This window comes from Mesorhizobium sp. B2-5-7 (assembly GCF_006440875.1).
GTDB classification, from domain to species: domain Bacteria; phylum Pseudomonadota; class Alphaproteobacteria; order Rhizobiales; family Rhizobiaceae; genus Mesorhizobium; species Mesorhizobium australicum.
Genome location: NZ_VFUO01000001.1, coordinates 1,411,031 through 1,431,764 on the forward strand (window position 1 = coordinate 1,411,031; position 20,734 = coordinate 1,431,764).

A 20,734-nucleotide genomic window follows, 5' to 3' on the forward strand; every position below is an offset into this window, starting at 1 on the left:
TCTAACGCCCGTTGGCGCCCTTCAGGCGCGCCTTGACCACCAGCGGCTGGATATAGGGTTCGAGCGATTTGAGCGTGCGTGCCAGTGCGCCGCGCATCTCTTCGACAGTCGCGATCCCCGCCGCCATCATCTCGTGGCGCGCCACTTCGTTGGTCAGGAGGAAATTGACGGCGCCGGCCAGCATGTCGCGGTCGCGCACCAGCTTGGCGCCGCCGCTGTCGAGCAGGCGCTGATAGGCCTCGCGAAAATTCTGCACGTTGCGCCCGGCGAGAACGGCGGTGTCGAGCATGGCCGGCTCAAGCGGATTCTGGCCGCCTTCGGAGGTCAGCGAGCGGCCGACGAAAGCGATTTCGGTCAACCGGAGATACAAGCCCATTTCGCCGATCGTATCGCCAAGCAAGATATCGGTATCGGCCCCGATACGGTCGCCCTTGCTGCGCCGCGCGACTTTAAGGCCCATGCCGGAAATCTGCGCGGCAAGGGCTTCGGCCCGATCGGGATGGCGCGGAACGACGATCGTCAAAAGGCCGTGGTGACGCCTGTGCAGCGTCGCGTGAACTTCCGCAGCGACCACTTCCTCGCCATCATGGGTCGAGATCGCCGCCCAGGTCGGCCGATCGCCGATCTGCCGCTGCAATGTGCCAAGCGCTCGCAAGTCGACCGGCGGCGGGTTGGTGTCGACCTTGAGATTGCCCGACACCGTGACCGGCCGGGCGCCGAGCGCCCGAAAACGCTCGCCGTCGACGTCGGACTGGGCAACGACATGGGCCAGATTCTCGAACAGGGCCTCGGCGATGTTGGCCCGCTTCTTCCAAGACATGAAGGAGCGATCGGAGAGCCGGCCATTGACCAGCACCTGCGGCACGTGGCGGGCACCAAGTTCGAGGATGGTCATCGGCCATATCTCGGATTCGGCGATGATCGCCAGATCGGGTTTCCAGTGATCGAGGAAGCGGCTGACCGCCGGCTTCAGATCGAGTGGCACATATTGGTGAATGATGCGGTCGCCGAGCCGCTCGTCGACGACCTGGGCCGAGGTGACCGTACCGGTCGTCAGCACGATGTTGACGCCATAGTCGAGGATGCTTTCGACAAGCGGCACGACGGCCAAGGTCTCGCCGACGCTCGCGGCATGGATCCAAATCACCGGGCCCTCGGGGCGCGGCCGTCCGGCGACGCCGTAGCGCTCGCGCCGGCGATTGCGGTCTTCCTTGCCGCGCGAGGTGCGCCAGGCGACATAAGGCCCGACCAGCGGATAGGCTGCCGCGCCGGCAAAACGGTATGCCGACAACATGGTGCGGGCCCAGCGGCCGCTCACCGCGGAGCATCCACGAGGCGGTAGGCCTCGGCGGTCGCGGCATTGAGGGCGGTGGTGATTTCCTGGCGCTTGCGCTCCATTTCGGCGTCATCGGCATCCGCCGCCACGAAGATCGGCGTACCGATGGTCACGGCGGAGCGGCCGAAGGGCAGGTTGATAGTGGTCTTGTCCCAGCTCTTTTCCAGCACCTTGCGGCGGCTGGTGGCGATGGCGACGGGCAGCAGCGGCCGGCCGGAGAGGCGAGCCAGGAGAACGATACCGAGCCCTGCATCGCGCGGGGTACCATGGGGAATGTCTGCGATCATGGCGACGTTCTTGCCTGATGTGAGCGACTTTTTGAGGGCGATGAGCGCCTTGGCCCCGCCCTTGTCGAGATGCCTGGCATTGTCGCGCCCGCCCGAACCGCGCACCGCCTCGATGCCGAATTTCTCCAGCATCAGGGCGTTGAGCTCGGCATCGGCGCTACGCGACACCATGGCAACCAGCGGCTTGCGCTTGGGGTAATAGGCCGGCGTCAAAAGATGCTGGCCATGCCACAGAGCAATGATCCCCGGCTCGAACTCGGCATAGGCGCCGCCCGAAAAGCGCGCCGATCCGGCGACCAGGGGGCTGGTCGCGCGAACCAGCCGCACGAACTGCGCGAGCAGGCTGGCAATGGCGTTCTTGACGAATCGCGACTGCGCGAGCGGTTCGCGAATCCTGCGCCAGAAGGCCTTGGTCGTACGGCTGCGGCCCCTGCCCGTGGGCGCGGCCTCGCCGGCTGGCTCTTTCGCCAGATCATGCTCCATCGAAGTCAACCGGTGGCCTTGCTATCGGGATCCAGCAGACGGTGCAGATGAACGACGAAATAACGCATATGAGCATTGTCCACGCTGGCCTGCGCCTTGGCTTTCCACGCCGTGTGCGCGGATTGATAATCCGGATAGACGCCGACGATGTCGAGCGCATCGAGATCGCGGAACTCGGTGCCGCCAAGCTTCTTCAGTTCGCCGCCGAACACCAGATGCAAAAGCTGTTTCTTTCCGTCTTCCGCGGCCATGTCGGTCCTTCACATATCGTGAGTTTGTGACAGGTCTAGACCAAAGCCGCCGACTTTGGAACCTTCGAAAAACGCTTTCAGCCATCCAGCCCGGCTATGACGTCGACCAGCACGGCCAGCAGTTCGCCGCTGCCGGCCGCGAGCGCACCGTGGCGGGTCACCTCGCCGGCATAGGACGGCGCGTGGCCATGCGGGTCGAGCAGTTGGCCACCTGCCTCGCGCAGGATGAGGTCGGCGGCGGCGATGTCCCAGTCATGCGCGTTCGGCTTGACGAAGGTGCCGTCGAGCGTGCCACTGGCGATCATCGCCAGGCGGTAGGCAAGCGAAGGGCTGTAGGGCGCCCGTTGCAGCCGCTCCTGCCAGCCGGCCGGCATCAGGTCGATCAACTGCTTCAGGCCGGAAATCTCGGGCTTGTCGCCTGGCTTGCGCACCGCAATGCGCTTGCCGTTGCGGAATGCGCCCTGGCCTGGCAGCGCGGAATAGGTCTCGTCCATCGCCGGGCATTCGAGCACGCCGGCGAGCGTGCGGCCATTCTCGACGACGGCGACGCTGACGCACCAGGCGCGCTGGCCTTCAAGGAAGCCGCGCGTACCGTCGATCGGGTCGACAACGAAGGTGCGGCGCGCCGAAAGCCGCGCCGGGTCGTCGGCCGTCTCTTCCGACAGCCAGCCATAATCCGGCCGTGCCGCAAGCAACGTCTGGCGCAGATACGCATCGGCGGCATGATCGGCTTCGCTGACCGGCGAGGTGCCGCCCTTCATCCAGACCTGCGGATTATTGCCGAAGTAGCGCATGGCGATGAGACCCGCCTCGCGGGCGGCGTCGCGCAGCAGCGGCAGGTCCAGATCGGCACCGGCGGTGGTCAGCTCATGCTCCGGCAAGGGTCATGCCTTCGATCAGGAGCGTCGGGGCGGCGGTGCCGAAATTGCGATCAAGGTCATTCGCGGGCATCATGTTGAGGAACATCGTCTTCAGGTTCGAGGCGATGGTGACTTCGGCGACCGGATAGGCAAGCGCCCCATTTTCGATCCAGAAGCCCGAAGCGCCGCGGCTGTATTCGCCGGTGAGCATGTCTACGCCCTGGCCAAACACTTCGGTGACGTAGAAGCCGCTCTTGAGCGAGCCGATCAGGTCTTCCGGCGACCTTTCGCCTGGCTCGATGGCAAGATTGGTGGAAGACGGTGAGACGGAGGAGCCGCCGCGCGTGCCGCGCCCGTTGGTGACGAGGCCGAGCTCCCGGGCCGCCGATGTCGATAGGAACCAGTGATTGAGGACGCCTTTTTCGATCATCAGGAGCTTCTCGCCCTCGACGCCTTCGCCATCGAATGGGCGCGAGGCCTGGCCACGGCGCCGCAGCGGCTCGTCGGTGACGGTGATGGCGGACGCGGCCACCTGCTTGCCCATCATGTCGCGCAGGAACGAGGTTTTTCGCGCGACGGAAGCGCCGTTGATGGCCCCGGCGATATGGCCGGCAATGCCGCGCGCGACGCGCGGGTCGAACACCACGTCGACCGATCCGGTCGCCGCCTTGCGCGCGCCAAGGCGACGCACGGCCCGTTCGCCGGCCCGGCGGCCGATATCCTCGGCCGCGTCGAGATCGGCAAAATGCTGGCGCGAGGAGAATTCGTAGTCGCGTTCCATGCCGGTGCCCTCGCCGGCGATCACGCTGGCCGAGCGCGAAAAGCGCGAGGCGACATACTGGCCGAGAAAACCGTGCGAGGTGGCCAGAACCAGCCCGCCCAGCCCGGCGCTGGCATTGCTGCCGGCCGAATTGGTTACGCCCTTGACGGCGAGAGCCGCCGCCTCGGCCGCAAGGGCCGCCTCCTTCAACTGGTCCGCCGACACTTCGGTTGCATCGAACAGGTCCAGATCGCGCGTCTGTCTGGCGAGCAGCGCGGGGTCGGCAAGACCCTGGTAGGGATCCTCGGGGGACACTTTGGCCATGGCGACGGCGCGCTCGGCAAGGGCTTTCGGATCGGACGCGGCGGTGGCCGATACGCTGGCCACACGTTGGCCGACGAACACCCGCAGCGAAACGTCGTCGCCCTCGGACGCCTCTGTGTTTTCGACCTTGCCAAGCCGCACCGAAACACCGGTCGAGCGGCCACGCACCGCGACGGCGTCCGCGGCATCGGCGCCAGCGCGTTTGGCGGCCTCGACCAGGGCCGCGACACGGTCCGTCAATTTCGCGGCGTCGAGCTTGTCGGTCATGCACTTGATCCTGTTTTCTTCAGCCTGTCCGGAAGGCAGGTGCTGCCGCACCATCTATTGTTCCACTGCCGCTTGTGCAATGGCCGAAGGGCAATCAGGATGTTGCGACCAAATCGCCATCGAAGCGCCCGCAAAGAGCGGACGTCGCGGTTTTTGCCTAACTGGAGCCTTCGCCATGACGCCTTTCCATCTTGCCTTTCCAGTCCGTGATCTTGATGAAACCCGAACTTTCTATGGCGAGGTGCTGGGCTGTGCGATCGGCCGCTCGTCGGCGACCTGGGTCGATTTCGACCTCTACGGCCACCAGATGTCGGCGCATTTGCGGCCGCAGGCCGCGCGAGCTGCAAGCGACGGCAAGGTCGACGGCATTTTGGTGCCGATCCCGCATTTCGGCGCTGTGCTCTTGATGGACGACTGGCAGCGTCTGGCGACGCGGCTGGAAGCGCGCGACGACATAGACTGGCTGGAGCGGCCGATGGTCCGCTTCAAGGGCGAGCCCGGCGAACAAGCGACATTGTTTATCCGGGATCCCTCGGGCAATGCCTTGGAATTCAAGGGTTTTCGCTCGCTGGAGCAGGTTTTCGCGCATTGAGATCAAAGGGGCGGCAGCCCGTCTTCAAGATGCCGCGACCGGAGTCCAGATCACGTCCTCGATCTTCTGCGCGCCGGTCGCCAGCATCACCAGCCGATCGAAGCCGAGCGCGATGCCGCTGGCCTGCGGCATGATGGCCAACGCGGCGAGGAAGTCCTCGTCCAGCGGGTAGCGCTCACCATAGACGCGCTCTTTCTCGTCCATCTCGATGACGAAGCGCCGGCGCTGCTCGGCCGCGTCGGTCAGTTCGCCAAAGCCGTTGGCGAGCTCGACGCCGCAGCAATAGAGCTCGAAGCGTTCGGCGACGCGCGGATCCCTCGGGCTCGGCCGCGCCAGTGCCGCCTCGGCGACCGGGTACTCGCAAAGAATGGTCGCGCGGCCGAGGCCGAGATTGGGTTCGATCTTTTCCACCATCACGCGGCTGAATAAATCGGCCCAGCTGTCGTCAGGCGCGGTGCGCAGACCGGCCTGGATCAGAGCGGCATGCAGCGCGTCCCGGTCCGTGCCGCCGTCGGGCGCGACCGTGGCCAGCAGATCGATCCCGGCGTGGCGGCTGAAGGCGTCCGCCACGGTCAGCCGCTCCGGTTCGGAAAACGGATCGCAGTCGCGGCCCCTGAAAGAGAAGTGCGTGGCCCCTGCCCGTGTCGCGGCCAGCGCCAGCAGATCGGCGCAGTCGCGCATCAGGCTTTCATAGGTCTCGCCCACCCGATACCATTCGAGCATGGTGAATTCGGGATGGTGCAAGGGGCCGCGCTCACGGTTGCGGTAGACGGCCCCCAGGCTGAAAATGCGCTGCTCACCCGCCGCAAGCAGTTTCTTGCAGGCGAATTCCGGCGAGGTGTGGAGATAAAGCGGCGAGCGGGCGCCATCCGGCCCGACCGCTTCGGTGGCGAAGGCCGCCAGATGCGCCTCGTTGCCGGGCGAGACCTGCAGCGCCGCCGTCTCCACCTCGATGAAGTCGTTGCGGGCGAACCAGTCGCGCAAGGCAGCCGTCAGCCCGTTGCGCAGCATCAGGCGCGGACGGCGGTCGGCATGGACATGCGGCGTCCACCAGGGCGACGCGGCGGTCATCAGCGCGCTTCGGTTCGCCGAGGGGGCTGGCGGTTCGCGCCAAGATGCGCTAGGCCCCCATTCAGCGCCGCGCAAGCCGGCAAACGCCAGTCAACTCTCGCAGGATTTAAAACCGTGGTGAAAGTCATCGCCAGTTCGCTCCGCAAAGGCAATGTCGTCGACAAGGACGGCAAGCTTTATGTGATCCTCTTTGCCGAAAACATCCACCCAGGCAAGGGCACGCCCGTGACGCAGCTCGATATGCGCCGCATCGGCGACGGGGTGAAGGTGTCGGAGCGCTACCGCACCACCGAACAGGTGGAGCGCGCCTATGTCGAGGAGCGCGAGCACACCTTCCTTTACGCCGATGGCGAAGGCTATCACTTCATGAACCCGGAAACCTACGACCAGGTGGCGGTGTCGGAAGCCGTGGTCGGCGACGCGGCGCCCTATCTGAAGGAAGGCATGCCGGTGCAGGTGTCACAGTTCAACGGCATCGCTATCGCCTTGGTGCTGCCGCAGCGCGCCACCTTCGAAGTGGTCGAGACCGAGCCGACGACCAAGGGCCAGACGGCATCGTCTTCCTACAAGCCGGCCGTGCTTTCCAACGGTGTGCGCACCACCGTGCCGCCGCACATCGCGCCCGGCACCCGCGTCGTGGTGATGACGGCGGACGGATCCTATGTGGAGCGGGCGAAGGACTGAGCGAAGCGGAGGCATTGTTGCCGCCTCGGCATTGATGCCCCGCCGACACGGCACAAAGTAGCCTCGCAGTCTCGCTGACCGCGATCACGACCTGGCTGGTGTTCTTGTCCTTTTTGCTTCGACCTTGGCGGAACGCCGTTCAATTGCGACCTCCACCTCCCGCTTCAGCCGATCCTTGATTTCAACCGTCTCGCTCATCAGGGCCTCGATCTTCAGGAAATCGAGGACGCGGTATTTCGATACCGCCGGGCGGACCAGTATGTCGGGCTGGCACTGTTTCAGCTTGTTGGCGATGATCGACTGCATCATCAATTGCGTGGCGCCGAACATCAGGTCGACGGAGGTCGGCTGCTTGCGGTCGGCCTCTTCCGGCGCGCCAACCACGTCGACGCCGATGATGATATCGGCATCCTTCTCGATCAGGTCGAAGGGCACGGGGTTGTAGATGCCGCCGTCGATCAGCAGCCTGCCGTCGCGCGTCACCGGACGGAAGACGGCAGGAATGGCGGCAGAGGCCGCAAGGGCGGAATGCAGGTCGCCATCGTCGAACACGGCGAGCTTGTGGCCGAAATAGTCGGTTGCTGTCACCTTCAGCGGGATTTTCAATCCGGCGAAGGATTCGGGAATAGCCTCGGGCAGAAACGCCTTCAGGATGCGCTCGACATTGAACTGGCTGACGCGGATGCCATTTTGCATGGCCTCCGCGATCGTGCCCGGCCGCGCCCGCCACATGCGGCTCGCCACCTCGGCACGGCGGCCGAGGATCGAGCGGGCATAGTCGTGGATATCCTTGCCGGTCATGCCCGAGGCCATGCCGGCGCCCATGATGGCGCCGATCGACGAGCCGGCTATCGCCACCGGCTTGATGCCGAGCTCGTCCAGCGCCTCGATGACATGGATATGCGCCAGACCGCGCGCGCCGCCACCGCCGAACGCTATGCCGAAAGTGGGGCTCATCCCTTGCCGGCTCCCGCCAGCGGCGGCCCGACCACCATGATGGTCGGCTCCGCCGTCAGCAGCTTCTTCGCCGCCGCCTTGACCTGATCGATCGTCACCGCGTTGATATAGTCGGCCCGGCGCTGCATGTAGTCGATGCCGAGATCGTCGATCTGCAGCTCGACAAGCGTGGCGGCGATGGAACTCGACGAATCCAGATTGCTGATCGCATAGGCGCCGATCAGATATTTCTTGGTCGCCGCCAGTTCGGCCTCAGTCGGGCCATCCTCGGCCAGGCGCTTGGCGACGTCGCGCAGGATAGCGAGCGTCTCGGCCGCGCGATCGGAGCGCGTCCCAGTGGTGACGATCAGCGCATCGGCATGGTCCTGGTTGACCAGCGAGGAATTGACGCTGTAGGCGAGCCCGCGCTTTTCGCGCACCTCCTGGAACAGGCGCGAGGTGAAAGTTCCACCGCCGAGGATCTCATTCATCAGCACCGCCGGAAAGAAATCCGTCGCCTTGCGCTTCACGCCCGGCCAGGCGAGCTGCAGCGATGTCTGCGGCAGGTCGTAATTGACCTCGATATGCTGCGCCAGCTTGGGCTCGACATCGGCTACAGGAGCGAGCGCCTGGTCCCGCGGCAAGTCGCCGAACACCATGTCGAGCTTCTTCTTCAGGGTCTCGGGGTCGATGGCCCCGACCACGGCGACATGCAAGCCGCCGCGCGCGAACACCGCCTTGTGCAGGGCCTCGAGATCGGCCTGCGTGACGGCGGCGATGCTCTGCCTGGTGCCCTGGTCGGAGCGCGAATAAGGGTGGTCGCCATAGACGGCGCGCGCCCACCGGTTCTGCGCCACCGTGTCGGGATCGTTCTCGTTGGCGATGATGCCGGACAGGACCTGCGCGCGGATGCGGTCGATCGGCGCCTGGTCGAAGCGCGGCTCTTTGACCGCCAGACGCAACAGGTCGAAGGCTTCGTCGCGCTGTTCGGCAAGCATGCGCATGGAACCGTAGATGCCATCGCGGGTCTCGTCGAAGCTCATTTCGGCCCCGGCATCGTCGAGCTTGATCTGGAAGGCTTCCGAGTCGAGCGGGCCGGCACCCTCGTCGAACAGGCCGGTCATCAGGTTGGCAAGGCCCTCCTTCCCCACCGGATCCTGCGTCGAGCCGCCGCCGAAGACGAAGCGGACGGCGACCACCGGCACGGAATAGTCCTCGACCAGCCAGGCCGTGACGCCTTTCGAGGAGGTAACGGACTGGATCTCCATGGCGCGGGCGGCAAGCGCCGGCAGAACCAGGAAGAGGACGGAGAGGAAGAAGGTTGCGAGGGCGTGGAGGGCCTTCCCTTCTCGCGCGAGGGGAGAAGGGAGAGCCTGGCGGGGAGAGGTCAATGCGCCGCTAAACTGGTTCGTCATCATCAATTCCCCGCCTGTTGCTGCGGCAAGAGATAGCCGGTCGTCGAGCGGGCCAATACCAGATAGCGCGCGGCAACGGCCTTGACCTCGTCAGCGGTGACCTTGCGGATGCGGTCCGGCCATTGCTGCACGTCCTGGACGTTGCCGCCGGTGGCAAGCGTCGAGCCATAGATGTTGGCCATGGAATCCTGCTTATCGCGAGCAAAGATCATCGACCTGACATAGCGGTCCTTGGCTTTTTCGAGCTCGTCCGGGGTGACGCCGTCACTGGCGATGCGCGCCACTTCCGCATCGACCGCGGCTTCGACGTCGGCCAGCTTGGCGTCACCGCGCGGCGCGCCGTAGACAGTGAAATTGGTGTCGTCGAGCATGGTGCCCTGGAAGTACGCACCGGCGCCGGAAGCAATGCCCTGCTTGACGACAAGGGCCTGGTAAAGCCGGCTGCGGTTGCCGCCGCCGAGGATCTCGGCCAGCAGATCGAGCGCTTCGGCCTCGCCCGGCTTCGCAGTGTGATAGGAGGGCACCACCCATTGTGTCGAGAAACTCGGCACGCTGACGCGAGCGTCGGAGAGCGTGACCGTGCGCCTGGTGTTCTGCTCCGGCTCGACCGGACGGACGCGCGGCGGCAGGTCCGGCCCGCGGGCCACCTTGCCATAAGTCTTTTCGGCCAGCGCCTTCACCGTGTCCGGTTCGACATCGCCGGTCACGATCAGCACGACGTTGTTGGGCCGGTAGTATTTGTTGTAGAACGCCACCGCGTCGGTGCGGTTCAGCTGCTCCATCTCCTGCATCCAGCCGATGACCGGGATGCGATAGGGCTGGTTCTGCCATAGCGTGGCATCGACCTCTTCGTCGAGCACGGCCTGCGGATTGTTGTCGATGCGCGAGCGGCGCTCCTCCAGGATGACATCGCGCTCGGTCTTGATGACGTCATCGGTGAGGATCAGGTTGCGCATGCGGTCGGCTTCGAAGCTCATCATCAGCTCGAGCGCCGACGGTGCCACCGTCTCGTGGAAAGCGGTGTAGTCGTAGGAGGTGAAGGCGTTGTTGGAGCCGCCAATGTCGGAGACGGCGCGGTCGAACTCGCCGGCCGCGTGGTGGGCCGTGGCCTTGAACATCAGATGCTCGAAGAAATGGGCGATGCCGGATTTGCCCGGCGGCTCGTCGGCGCTGCCGATCTTGTACCAGACCATGTGGGTGACGATCGGCGCGCGGTGATCGGGAATGACGACCACTTCCATGCCGTTGTCGAGCAGGAAGTCCGTGACCTTGAACTCGGCCGGCACTGTGCTTGGCAATACGGGACCGTCCGCCAGGACGGGGTCGGTCATGAACAAAGCCAGCGACGTCGCCAGCAGCGTGGCCCGCAGCCATTCAGTCCTGGATGTCATAGATGGCTCCGGTTTCATGCAGCGACGATAGGCAAGGCGCTGGCGACAAGCAAAGTGAATTGTTGGTCATGTTGCCGGCAAAGGCGGCGGCAAAGAGGCCACTGCTGAAAAGCAGGCCTCTCAGGCAGCTTCGATGAAGCGGATCACGGTCTCGCCATAGTTGCGCTCATCAAGCACGGAAAAGCCCGGGCCTGGCTCGAAGGGAACCACCGCCGTCTCCTCGACCACACAGAGTGCGCCTGGGCGCAGCCAGCCGCCGGCCTGGGCCGACCGCAGGGCTTGCTCGCCAAGGCCCTTGCCATAGGGCGGATCGGCAAAGACCAGGCCGAACGGCGCCAACGTGCCCGCCTCGCCAAGGCCGGTTGCGTCGCGGCGGAAGATCTTGGTGCGTCCAGTCAGGCCGAAGGCTTCGACATTGTCGCGGATCAGACCACGGCCCTCGGCCGATTCCTCGATGAAGACGCCATAGGATGCCCCGCGCGACAGGGCTTCCAGGCCAAGCGCGCCGGTGCCAGCGAACAGGTCGAGCACGCGCGCGCCGTCCAGTTGCCCGGCAAAGCGATGCGCCAGAACGTTGAAGACGGCCTCGCGGGTGCGGTCGGTCGTCGGGCGAATGGCGCTGCTGCGGGGCGTCGCCAGCGGACGTCCGCGAAACTCACCGCCGACGATTCTCATCTTGTCCGGGGGCCCTTGGGGCCGCGCGGACGATCGGCGCCGTCAGGACGTTCGCCACGCGGCTTGCCGAATGGCTTTGCGCCGCCTGGTTTGCCGGCGGGTTTGCCATAAGACGGGTTGAACGAAGCCTTGCGTGCCTTGTTCTCGGCCGCCTTGGCCGCATCTGCCTCCGCCCTGCCCTTGCCGATCGGCCGGGCTCCCGGTGCCATCCAGACATTGGCCTTGCGCTGGCCGGGCGGCTCGATCGGACGTTGATCGCGCTCGGGTTTCTTGCCGCCGCCACGCGGCTTGTCGCCGAATCCGCCGCGCGGCTTGTCGCCAAATCCGCCGCGCGGCTTGTCGCCAAAACTTCCACGCGGCTTATCGCCAAAGCCGCCGCGCTCCGGTCGCGGACCGCGATCGCCGAAGCTCTTTTCTGGTCTCTCACCCCGGTCGGGGCTCGTCGACAGTTTGCCGAGCGCCTCGTCGCGGCTGCCTTCCCGGCGTTTGCGGTTCTTGATCAGCCCGCCCTCGCCGATCGGCCGGCGCTCGCCATCTCGCGTAAACTTCGGCCGTTCGGGCTCGACCTCTCGGACTTCGGTACGCCGCACCGGCTGGTTGGAAAACGGTTTTGTTATCTCGGCGTCGAAATTGGCGCCGGATTCCTCGACCAGGCGCTCGCCGAGCTGGTCGCGCAGCACCCGGCCCTTGATCTCCAGAACATGGCCCTCGGCGAGATCCTCGAGCTGGAACGGACCGTAGGAGATGCGGATCAGCCGCGTGACGTCGAGGCCGAGCGCGCCGAGGATGTTCTTGACCTCACGGTTCTTGCCCTCGCGCAGACCGATCGTCAGCCAGGCGTTGGAGCCCTGCTCGCGATCCAAGCTGGCTTCGATGGCGCCGTAGAAGACGCCGTCGACGGCAATGCCCTCGCGCAGGCCGGCGAGCGCGCTTTCCTCGACCTTGCCATGAACGCGCACGCGGTAGCGGCGCAACCAGCCAGTGGCCGGCAGTTCGAGTACGCGCGACAGGCCGCCATCATTGGTCAGCAGCAGCAGGCCTTCGGTGTTAATATCGAGGCGGCCGATGGTCATCAGCCGCGGCAGTTCGGCCGGCAGCACGTCGAAGACGGTCTTGCGGCCTTCCGGATCGCGGTTGGTGGTGACGACGCCGGCCGGCTTGTGGAACAGGAACAGGCGCGTGCGTTCGATCGGCGGGATTTCCATGCCATCGAGATGGATGATGTCATTGGGCATGACGTTGAACGCCGGCGAAGCCAGCACCTTGCCATTGACCTTGACGCGGCCGGCGGCGATCAACTCCTCGGCGTCGCGGCGCGAGGCGAGCCCGGCGCGTGCCAGCCGCTTGGCGATGCGCTCGCCGGCTTCTTCCGTTGCTTCGGCAGGCCGCGAGCGCGGCTTGAAGCCCCCGCCAGACGCGCCTTGCGGCCGATCACCGGAATCACGCTTGGGTCTGTCGCCGCCAAAGTCACGCTTTGGACGGTCAGCGAAATCCCGCTTCGGACGATCTCCGAAATCACGCTTGGGACGGTCGAAGCGCTTTTCACCGCCCTCCGCCGAAGTAGAGACCGGACGGTCGCCACGCGGCGCGTAGGGCTTGCGTGGTCCCTCGCGCTTCTCATAGGGCTTGCGTTCGCCTTCGGCTGCCATCGGGCGGTCGCCGCGCGGCGCGTAGGGCTTGCGTGGTCCCTCACGCTTTTCATACGGCTTGCGCTCGCCTTCGGCCGCCATCGGGCGGTCGCCACGCGGCGCATAGGGCTTGCGCGGGCCTTCGCGCTTTTCATAAGGCTTGCCTTCGGGGCGCGGTCCCTTGCTGAATGGCCTGTCGCCGCCCTTGAAGTCCCGCTTCGGCCGGTCGCCGTCGGCGTCCATCGGCCGATCGCCACGTGGCGCATAAGGTTTTTTCGCAGCAAAGGACGGCTTCCCGCCCTTGCCGGCATCGCGGCCACGTGCACCTGCCGATTTCGGGCCACTCCTGCCCGGGCCGGCTTTGCGCGGTGATTTCTTGTCGTTGTCGTCCATGTGGCCTTTGTCCGTTTGCGCTGCTACAGCGTGGCGCATCCGTTCGGCGCGCAACGAACGCTGTAGCACTTTTGATTTGGCGCATGATCATTTCCGAAAATCGAGTCCGATTTTTCGGGTTGATGCGCTCCATAACAGGATCACCGCCGGGTGGCGAGGATATAATGGGAAGACAAACCCCTTGAAGAGGCCGGATTTCATGGCCCTGGCGCTAAAAGAGGCCGAAGCGGCAGCCTTGCGTGGCGAAGTGCCGGTCGGCGCGGTCATCGCCAATGGCGGCGCGGTTATTGCCAGTGCCGGCAACCGCACGCGCGAGCTTGCGGACCCGACGGCCCATGCCGAGATGCTGGTGATCCGTGAAGCCTGCGGCAAACTCTCGAGCGAGCGGCTCACCGGCCACGATCTCTATGTCACGCTGGAGCCCTGCGCCATGTGCGCCGGGGCAATCTCCTTCGCCAGGCTGCGCCGTCTCTATTTTGGTGCGGCCGACGAAAAGGGCGGCGCCGTCGTCAACGGCGTGCGCTTCTTCGCCTCTCCGACCTGCCACCACACGCCCGACATCTATCCGGGCATGGCCGAGACCGAAGCAGGCCTGCTGCTGAAGGATTTTTTCAGGGGACGTCGAGACTGAGCCAAGGCCGCCGCAAGACCTGGGCGACTTGTTCTTACTGCAACCAGTCGAACCAGCCGCCCTTCTTACCCTCGGCCTTTGCCTTGAGAGCGCGTTCTTTCTTGTACTCGTCTTCGCCGAGTTCGTTCTGCGGCGCGGCATCGGAGGCGACACGGTAGGCCAATGGCGGCTCGCTGAGGTATTTACGCGTGTTCGGATCGCCCTGCTTGCTCTCGGCAAGGCGGCGCTGGATCTCGGCGGCGCGGCCCTTGTCGGAATCGGCGGGTTTCCACGCCGGCGGGTGGCTGGATCCTGATTCCTCCATCGCCCTTTTCACCGAAGCCGGATCCGTCTGCACGTCATCGACGATCTCCGACTGGTAGGCCGGATCATTCTGGTGTGCGGTGGCGTCGGCGCGCAGGCGCGCGCGGCGCTGCTCGGGCGATTCGGGCCAACCGGCGTTTGCCGTCTGGATGCTTTCCTGCGGGGCAGGCAGCGCTTCCTTCTGGCCAGGTGCCGGCTTCACCAGGGTGGGACGTGGCTTGTAGTCGATCGGGTCCTTGCGCTTCGGCGCGAAGGAAACGGCGCCTGTAAGATCGCCGGCCAGCTGCTCGGCGGCGGTCTTGTCGGTGCCGTAGGTCGGAGAGCCCATGCAGCCGGACAAAGCGAGGCCCGATGCGACAAGCGGCGCCAGCAGCGCAAGGCGCGCGTTATATCTTTCGGTCATGCCAAAAAGTCCCACTCTAGACAACCTCTCGATCGCACCGGCCTTGTGTCCGGTCCCCATCGTGCAAGCACTTGCGACGGAAATCCGGCGACAATTTGTCTTCCGGAGTTTCGCGTGTTTACCTCAACCACTCGTTAAGGGCAACGCACGGGCGGGTTTACACCCGCGCGGCGTGGCATTTGTGCACTTCTTTGGGCGACAGGCCCTAGAGCCTTCCCAGCGCTTTCAGTTCGTGCAGCACCGCGGCATCCCGTGCCGAAACATCCGGAAACTCGGAATCCTGCCCGACATCGGCGGTGTAGCGCCAGGAACGCGCGCATTTGACCAGGCCGCGATCCTCCGCTTTCTCGACGACCACGGCAACGCCCTTAACATCATCGAGGGCGAAGGCGGTTCGCGGCGCCTCGCCATGGGCAATGACGAGATCGCTGGTGATGGCCATTTCAGCCATGTCGACGTCCGATATCGCCGCCTCGAGCGCCGCATCGTTGATCGTGACCACGGGGACAGCCTCCAGCGAGGAGCCGATCACCTTCTGGGCACGCGCAATCTCGAGCGCGCCGGTGACGACGCGGCGCACCTGCCTGACCTTGCGCCATTTCTCCGCCAGCGCCTCGTTCCTCCAACCCGCCGGGATTTGCGGGAACTGGTCGAGATGCACCGACATCGCATCGGGATGACGCTCGAGCCACGCCTCCTCCATGGTGAAGGGCAGCATCGGCGCCAGCCATTTCACCAGGCAATCGAAGAGATGGCGCACCACCAGGACCGAGGCCTTGCGCTTCACGCTCGACGGGCCGTCGCAGTAGAGCGCGTCCTTGCGGATATCGAAATAGAAGGCCGACAGCTCGACCACCATGAAATCGAGCAGTGCGCGCGTGATGCGCTTGAACTCGAAGGCGTCGTAGCCCTGGCGCACCACCTCGTCGAGTTCGGCCAGCCGGTGCAGCATCAGCCGCTCAAGCTCCGGCATCGTCTCCAGGGGAACGACCTCACCATCGTCATGGGCGAGCGTGCCCAGCATCCAGCGTATGGTGTTGCGCAGCTTGCGATAGGCGTCGATGTTGGTCTGCAGCACGTTCTTGCCGAGCCGCTGGTCTTCCCAATAGTCGGTCGTCACCACCCAGAGCCGCAGGATATCGGCGCCGGACTGCTTGATCACATCCTGCGGCACGACCGTGTTGCCGAGCGATTTCGACATCTTGCGCCCATCCTCGTCCATGGTGAAGCCATGGGTGACGACGGTGTCGTAAGGCGCCCTGCCCCTGGTGCCGCAACTTTCGAGCAGCGAGGAGTGGAACCAGCCGCGATGCTGGTCGGAGCCTTCGAGATAGACGTCGGCCGGCCACTTCAGGTCGGGCCGGTCTTCCAGAGTGAAGACATGTGTCGAACCCGAATCGAACCAGACGTCGAGAATGTCCATCACCTGCTTCCATTTGGAGGCATCGTGATTGCCGAGGAAGCGCTCCTTGGCGCCGGGCGCGAACCAGGCGTCGGCGCCTTCCGCCTCGAAGGCGTCCATGATGCGGCGGTTGACGGCCTCATCCTTCAGCACATTGCCATCCTCGTCGGCGAAGACGGCGATCGGCACGCCCCAGGCGCGCTGGCGCGACAGCACCCAGTCCGGGCGCTCCTCGATCATGGCGCGAATGCGGTTCTGGCCGGCGGCCGGGACAAAGCGCGTCTCGTCGATGGCCTTCAGCGCGCGGCCCCGCAGCGTGGTGCCGTCGCCGAGGTCCTTGTCCATGTAGACGAACCATTGCGGCGTGTTGCGGAAGATGACCGGCTTCTTCGAACGCCATGAATGCGGGTAGCTGTGCTTCAGCCGGCCGCGCGCGAACAGCGCATTGCGCTTGATCAGCTCATCGATGACCGCCTGGTTGGCGTTGCCCTTCTTGCCATTGTCGTCGATCACGCGCGCGGCTCCGCCTTCGCGGTCAGGGCCGAGGCCCGGCGCGTCCTTGGTGAAGAAGCCGGCATCGTCGACGGTGAACGGGATTTCGGTGTCGATGCCACGTTGGCGCAGCGCGGGCGCGGCGTCCATCCAGGCATCAAAGTCCTCCCGGCCATGGCCGGGAGCGGTGTGCACGAAGCCGGTGCCGGCATCGTCGGTGACATGGTCGCCGGCAATCATCGCAACCGGGAATTCATAGCCGCCACCGAGGCCCTTGAAGGGATGCGAAAGCACAAGATTTCCAAGCTGTTCGGCGCTGATGCCGTGAAGACGCTTCAAGGTGACCTTGGCCTTGGCCTGGCTTTCCTCTGCCAGCGCATCGGCAAAGATCAGCTTCTCGCCTGGCTGCGGGCCAAACGCATTCTCGGCCGCCGTCACCTCGTAGAGGCCGTAGGCGACACGCGGCGAATAGCTGACGGCGCGATTGCCCGGGATGGTCCACGGCGTCGTCGTCCAGATGACGACATGAGCATCCAGCAGGTCAAGCGACCGACCGCTCAGGTCCGGATCGAGCTCCGCCGGCTGCCCGTCCACCACACTGGCGACGACGAGATTGGCCACCGGAAACTTCGCCCAGATCGTGTCTGACTCGTAGTCCTGGTACTCGATCTCGGCCTCGGCGAGCGCAGTCCGCTCGACGACGCTCCACATCACCGGCTTGGAACCACGGTAGAGCTGGCCGGACATGGCGAACTTCAACAATTCACCGGCGATGCGCGACTCGGCGTGGAAGGCCATGGTCGTATAAGGGTTCTTGAAGTCGCCGATGACACCGAGACGCTGGAACTCTCCACCCTGCACCGAGATCCAGTGCGCGGCGAATTCACGGCATTCCTGGCGGAATTCGTTGACCGGCACCTCGTCCTTGTTCTTGCCCTTGGCGCGGTATTGTTCCTCGATCTTCCATTCGATCGGGAGGCCGTGACAGTCCCAGCCGGGCACATAGTTCGAGTCGTAGCCGCGCATCTGGAATGAGCGGGTGATGACGTCCTTGAGGATCTTGTTCAGCGCGTGGCCGATATGGATGTTGCCGTTGGCGTAGGGCGGACCGTCATGCAGCACGTATTTTGTGCGCCCCGCCGCGCTCTCGCGCAGCTTGCGGTAGAGGTCCATGTCCTGCCAGCGCTTGACCAGCACCGGCTCCTTCTCGGGCAGGCCGGCGCGCATCGGAAACTCCGTCTGCGGCAGATAAAGGGTCTTCGAATAGTCGATTGTCGATTGGGTTTCGTCGGTCATTGGTCTGCCATGTGCATGCCGGGCCACGTGGCTTGCGGCGTGAAACTCTATTTTACACGCATGCCGTTCCCAAAAACGGGGCCCACTCGGGGCGACATGCTTTGATGATCTGGAAAAGCGCGAGAGGCCGCGCGCAATATTCCCGGCGGCTCCTACAGCCTTCAGGCTGCTGGGAACACCGGGCTGGTAATTCGTATCGTCGGCGCGTGAAGGCGCAAAAAGCTCGTCATTGCTGGGCTTTTAGCGGAGAAGAGCGCAGGAATAAAGCGTCTCGTTCGATTCGCTTACATCTTGAAGTCGAAGCGGTAGGTGGTCGACACGCCGACCATGAACTGGTTGCGGTCGCCACGCTCCCTGACCAGGCTGGAATCAGCGGCCGGACCCTCCAGGCGCGAATATTCGCCAAACAGGCTGGCAGTCATCGGATCGGTCACCTTCCAGGTCACCGCGCCACCGAGGCCGACGGATTTCAGGCCGCCGCCGGGATTGTACTGGCTCAGGCCCGAGGCCACGGCTTCCTGCGCGTTGACACCGTAATAGGCATCGAAATAGTTCGCCGAGGCGAACGACACGCGCGGGCCACCCGAGATCCTGACGGTTGGCGTCACGTCGTAGAATGCATCAGCGGCGATGTCGGCGACAAAGCCGTTATGGGCTCGGATGCCATGCCGCAATTCCGCGCGCGCGCGCATCCAGTCCGTCGGATAGAATTCGAAGAAGCCGCCGACCTCGCCGCCCCAGCGGACCGGGTCGAGCCCCCTGAGCTCGTCGGCATCGCCGTCGTCGCGCGAGAACAGGAACTTGCCGGTCAGGCCTGCACGGACGCCGCCGTCGTCGACAAGCGCCAGCGAAATATTGTCGTTGCGTGAGGTGAAGCGAGCCGCAGGGCCGGCCTTGCCCAGCGAAATGATGGGCTGGGCGCTCAGCATGTATTTCTTGCCGCCTTCGAAATTGGGCGCCACCAGGCCGGTCGCGCCGACCGTCAGATACCAGTCGCCGGACAGCCAGCCGAAAGCGCCATCACCGGCTTCGGCCGCGCCTGACATGGCGAGCACGACAGTAGCCACGGCTACAGAAATCTTCCCGACCTCACTCATGGTCACTCCACTAACACGATACAACTGCCCTGCGGCGACAGCTTTGACGAGGCTTTGGTAAAATTTGATTTAAGGGCGAGACATCCAGCGCGCATTGCCTGCACCATCGCGCCCGCCATCGGCTGGACGCGGGTCGGCGCCGAGGGTAACCTCCCTGCATGCTGGCGGTCCTCTATGGAGGTGGCGACATGACCTTGCACGGCGATACTCTGAAGAACGCGATCGGCCGGACGCGTGACAAATGGGGATGGTTCGTCGGTCTGGGCGTGGTGCTGCTGATCCTCGGCGGTGTAGCCTTCGGCAATCTGTTCATCGCCACGGTGGCTTCCGTCTACGTTGTCGGATGGCTGATGCTGGTGGCCGGCATCATCGAGATCATGCATGCTTTCGGGGTCAAGACCTGGGGCCGCTTCTTCTACTGGCTGCTCAGCGGACTGCTTTATGCGGTCGCAGGGTTCTTCGCTTTCGACAATCCGCTGCTCGCCTCGGCGGTGCTGACCTTCCTGCTGGCCATCGCGCTCGTAGCTTCCGGCGCGCTGCGGGCCTGGGTCGGCTACAGCCACCGTCCGGAGCGCGGCTGGGGCTGGATTGTCGCGGCGGGCGTCATCAGCGTGCTCGCGGGCCTGATCATCGCCATGGGCTGGCCGGTCAACAGCCTGTGGGTGCTCGGACTGTTCCTGGCGATCGACCTGATCTTCCAGGGCTGGACCTTCATCGCCGTCGGCCTCGCGTTGAAGAAATAGAAACTCGTTTCCCCTTTCGGGATCATGCTTCAGAACGCCACCGCGGCGTCCAGGCCAGAGAGCGGTTTGACGCCGCCAAGCAGCGCGCGGGCCTCGACTTCATCGCGCTTCATCTGCACGACCAGTGCGTCGAGCCCGTCGAACTTGATCTCGCTGCGCAGGAAGCCGAAGAACGACACCTCGCAAGTCTCGCCATAGAGATCGCCGGAAAAGTCGAAGACGAAGGTTTCCAGAAGCGGCGCGCCATTGTCGTCGACGGTCGGGCGGCGGCCAAAGCTGGCGACGCCGTCGTGCAGCGTACCGTCCGCGCGACGGAAGCGGACGGCGTAGATCCCTTCCTTGAGCGTGGCTTCCGCCGGAAGCCTCATATTGGCTGTGGGAAAGCCGAGCGTTCGCCCGAGCTGCTGGCCGCCGACAACCTCGCTTTCCACCGTAAAGCGATAGCCAAGCAGACCGGCGGCCTCGGCCACCTCGCCCTTGCAAAGCAAGGCACGGATGCGGCTCGACGAAACCACCTCGGCGCCTTCGTCGCGAAAGGCGTCGACGAGGGTGACACCGAAGCCGTGGCGCTCGCCGGCAGCCATCAGATAAGCCGGCCCGCCCTGGCGGTCCTTGCCGAAATGGAAATCGAAACCGGTCACGGCATGGGTAATGCCCAGCGCACTCTCCAGCACATTGGTGACGAAGGCTTCCGCCGACAGCGAGGCGAAGTCGCGCGTGAACGGCTGTTCGACGAGCGCGGCAAAGCCCAGCAGCGACAGGAGGTGCGCCTTCATCGGCGGCGGCGTCAGCACGAAAAGCGGCAGATCAGGCCTGAAAACCGTTCGCGGGTGCGGTTCAAAGGTCAGCACCAGGGCCGGTACGCCACGCCGCACGGCCTCCGCCAATGCCCGTTCGAGCACGGATTGATGGCCGCGGTGGACGCCATCGAAATTGCCGATCGCGACCACGCCCCCCCGCAGATCGGCGGGCAGCGGCGCGGTTGTCGTAAGATGCTGGAACGCGACCATTGCC

General features: G+C 64.9%; 19 protein-coding genes. 4 read left to right on the forward strand and 15 right to left on the reverse strand.

Annotation, left to right across the window (positions count from 1 at the left end; all coding sequences use genetic code 11):
- Position 1: 1 nt before the first annotated feature.
- From waaA to FJ543_RS07105, 5 genes are all read right to left on the reverse strand, one after another.
- On the reverse strand, positions 2–1,318 hold the full coding sequence (gene waaA, locus FJ543_RS07085; protein ID WP_015318346.1) for a lipid IV(A) 3-deoxy-D-manno-octulosonic acid transferase: 1,317 nt from the start codon (positions 1,316–1,318) through the stop codon (positions 2–4).
- Positions 1,315–2,106, reverse strand: a complete 792-nt coding sequence (locus FJ543_RS07090; protein WP_140617128.1) for a lysophospholipid acyltransferase family protein — start codon at positions 2,104–2,106, stop codon at positions 1,315–1,317. Before FJ543_RS07090 ends, waaA begins: the two co-directional genes overlap by 4 nt.
- 5 nt (positions 2,107–2,111) lie before the next feature.
- Positions 2,112–2,357: a DUF4170 domain-containing protein gene (locus FJ543_RS07095; RefSeq protein WP_140661886.1), complete on the reverse strand. Its 246-nt coding sequence runs from the start codon at positions 2,355–2,357 to the stop codon at positions 2,112–2,114.
- Positions 2,358–2,434: 77 nt separating this feature from the next.
- Positions 2,435–3,238: a 3'(2'),5'-bisphosphate nucleotidase CysQ gene (locus FJ543_RS07100; protein ID WP_015318349.1), complete on the reverse strand. Its 804-nt coding sequence runs from the start codon at positions 3,236–3,238 to the stop codon at positions 2,435–2,437.
- Complete coding sequence (locus FJ543_RS07105) at positions 3,225–4,568, reverse strand: TldD/PmbA family protein (RefSeq protein ID WP_140874374.1); 1,344 nt, start codon at positions 4,566–4,568, stop codon at positions 3,225–3,227. The genes FJ543_RS07100 and FJ543_RS07105 overlap by 14 nt, the downstream gene beginning before the upstream one ends.
- 175 nt (positions 4,569–4,743) lie before the next feature.
- Here FJ543_RS07105 and FJ543_RS07110 point away from each other — a divergent pair, with 175 nt between their 5' ends.
- A complete protein-coding gene (locus tag FJ543_RS07110; protein ID WP_015318351.1) occupies positions 4,744–5,160 on the forward strand; it encodes a VOC family protein in 417 nt (138 codons plus the stop codon).
- Positions 5,161–5,184: 24 nt separating this feature from the next.
- Here FJ543_RS07110 and epmA read toward each other — a convergent pair whose 3' ends face one another.
- A complete protein-coding gene (epmA, locus tag FJ543_RS07115) occupies positions 5,185–6,231 on the reverse strand; it encodes an EF-P lysine aminoacylase EpmA (RefSeq protein ID WP_140874376.1) in 1,047 nt (348 codons plus the stop codon).
- A 114-nt stretch (positions 6,232–6,345) separates the two neighbouring features.
- On the opposite strand from epmA, the gene efp reads away from it, so the two are divergent.
- Complete coding sequence (efp, locus tag FJ543_RS07120) at positions 6,346–6,915, forward strand: elongation factor P (protein ID WP_015318353.1); 570 nt, start codon at positions 6,346–6,348, stop codon at positions 6,913–6,915.
- Positions 6,916–6,999: 84 nt separating this feature from the next.
- Here efp and FJ543_RS07125 read toward each other — a convergent pair whose 3' ends face one another.
- The 5 genes from FJ543_RS07125 to FJ543_RS07145 form a co-directional block, all read right to left on the reverse strand.
- Positions 7,000–7,872 (reverse strand): patatin-like phospholipase family protein, encoded by an 873-nt coding sequence (locus tag FJ543_RS07125; protein ID WP_140617132.1) that lies wholly within the window; start codon positions 7,870–7,872, stop codon positions 7,000–7,002.
- Positions 7,869–9,266, reverse strand: coding sequence for a pitrilysin family protein (locus FJ543_RS07130; RefSeq protein WP_140874378.1), 1,398 nt, complete (start codon positions 9,264–9,266; stop codon positions 7,869–7,871). Before FJ543_RS07130 ends, FJ543_RS07125 begins: the two co-directional genes overlap by 4 nt.
- A gap of 2 nt (positions 9,267–9,268) precedes the next feature.
- The gene (locus FJ543_RS07135; protein ID WP_140874379.1) at positions 9,269–10,657 is read right to left on the reverse strand and encodes a pitrilysin family protein; all 1,389 of its coding nucleotides are present in this window, start codon (positions 10,655–10,657) and stop codon (positions 9,269–9,271) included.
- Between the two features lie 120 nt (positions 10,658–10,777).
- Positions 10,778–11,332 carry a 16S rRNA (guanine(966)-N(2))-methyltransferase RsmD gene (gene rsmD, locus FJ543_RS07140; protein WP_140874381.1) on the reverse strand — a complete coding sequence of 185 codons (555 nt, stop codon included), beginning with the start codon at positions 11,330–11,332 and terminating at the stop codon, positions 10,778–10,780.
- A complete protein-coding gene (locus FJ543_RS07145; protein WP_140874383.1) occupies positions 11,329–13,353 on the reverse strand; it encodes a pseudouridine synthase in 2,025 nt (674 codons plus the stop codon). Before FJ543_RS07145 ends, rsmD begins: the two co-directional genes overlap by 4 nt.
- A gap of 181 nt (positions 13,354–13,534) precedes the next feature.
- On the opposite strand from FJ543_RS07145, the gene FJ543_RS07150 reads away from it, so the two are divergent.
- Positions 13,535–13,984: a nucleoside deaminase gene (locus tag FJ543_RS07150; RefSeq protein ID WP_041163474.1), complete on the forward strand. Its 450-nt coding sequence runs from the start codon at positions 13,535–13,537 to the stop codon at positions 13,982–13,984.
- A gap of 34 nt (positions 13,985–14,018) precedes the next feature.
- On the opposite strand, the gene FJ543_RS07155 is transcribed toward FJ543_RS07150, so the two are convergent.
- From FJ543_RS07155 to FJ543_RS07165, 3 genes are all read right to left on the reverse strand, one after another.
- The gene (locus tag FJ543_RS07155) at positions 14,019–14,690 is read right to left on the reverse strand and encodes a hypothetical protein (protein ID WP_015318360.1); all 672 of its coding nucleotides are present in this window, start codon (positions 14,688–14,690) and stop codon (positions 14,019–14,021) included.
- A 205-nt stretch (positions 14,691–14,895) separates the two neighbouring features.
- Positions 14,896–17,880: an isoleucine--tRNA ligase gene (gene ileS, locus FJ543_RS07160; RefSeq protein ID WP_140874385.1), complete on the reverse strand. Its 2,985-nt coding sequence runs from the start codon at positions 17,878–17,880 to the stop codon at positions 14,896–14,898.
- A gap of 284 nt (positions 17,881–18,164) precedes the next feature.
- Entirely contained in the window at positions 18,165–18,977 is an 813-nt protein-coding gene (locus FJ543_RS07165; RefSeq protein ID WP_140617137.1) for a MipA/OmpV family protein, read from the reverse strand.
- 188 nt (positions 18,978–19,165) lie between these two features.
- Here FJ543_RS07165 and FJ543_RS07170 point away from each other — a divergent pair, with 188 nt between their 5' ends.
- Positions 19,166–19,720 carry an HdeD family acid-resistance protein gene (locus FJ543_RS07170; protein WP_015318363.1) on the forward strand — a complete coding sequence of 185 codons (555 nt, stop codon included), beginning with the start codon at positions 19,166–19,168 and terminating at the stop codon, positions 19,718–19,720.
- 29 nt (positions 19,721–19,749) lie between these two features.
- Here the strand turns inward: FJ543_RS07170 and FJ543_RS07175 are convergent, their stop codons facing one another.
- Entirely contained in the window at positions 19,750–20,730 is a 981-nt protein-coding gene (locus tag FJ543_RS07175; protein ID WP_140874497.1) for a bifunctional riboflavin kinase/FAD synthetase, read from the reverse strand.
- Between the last annotated feature and the right edge of the window lie 4 nt (positions 20,731–20,734).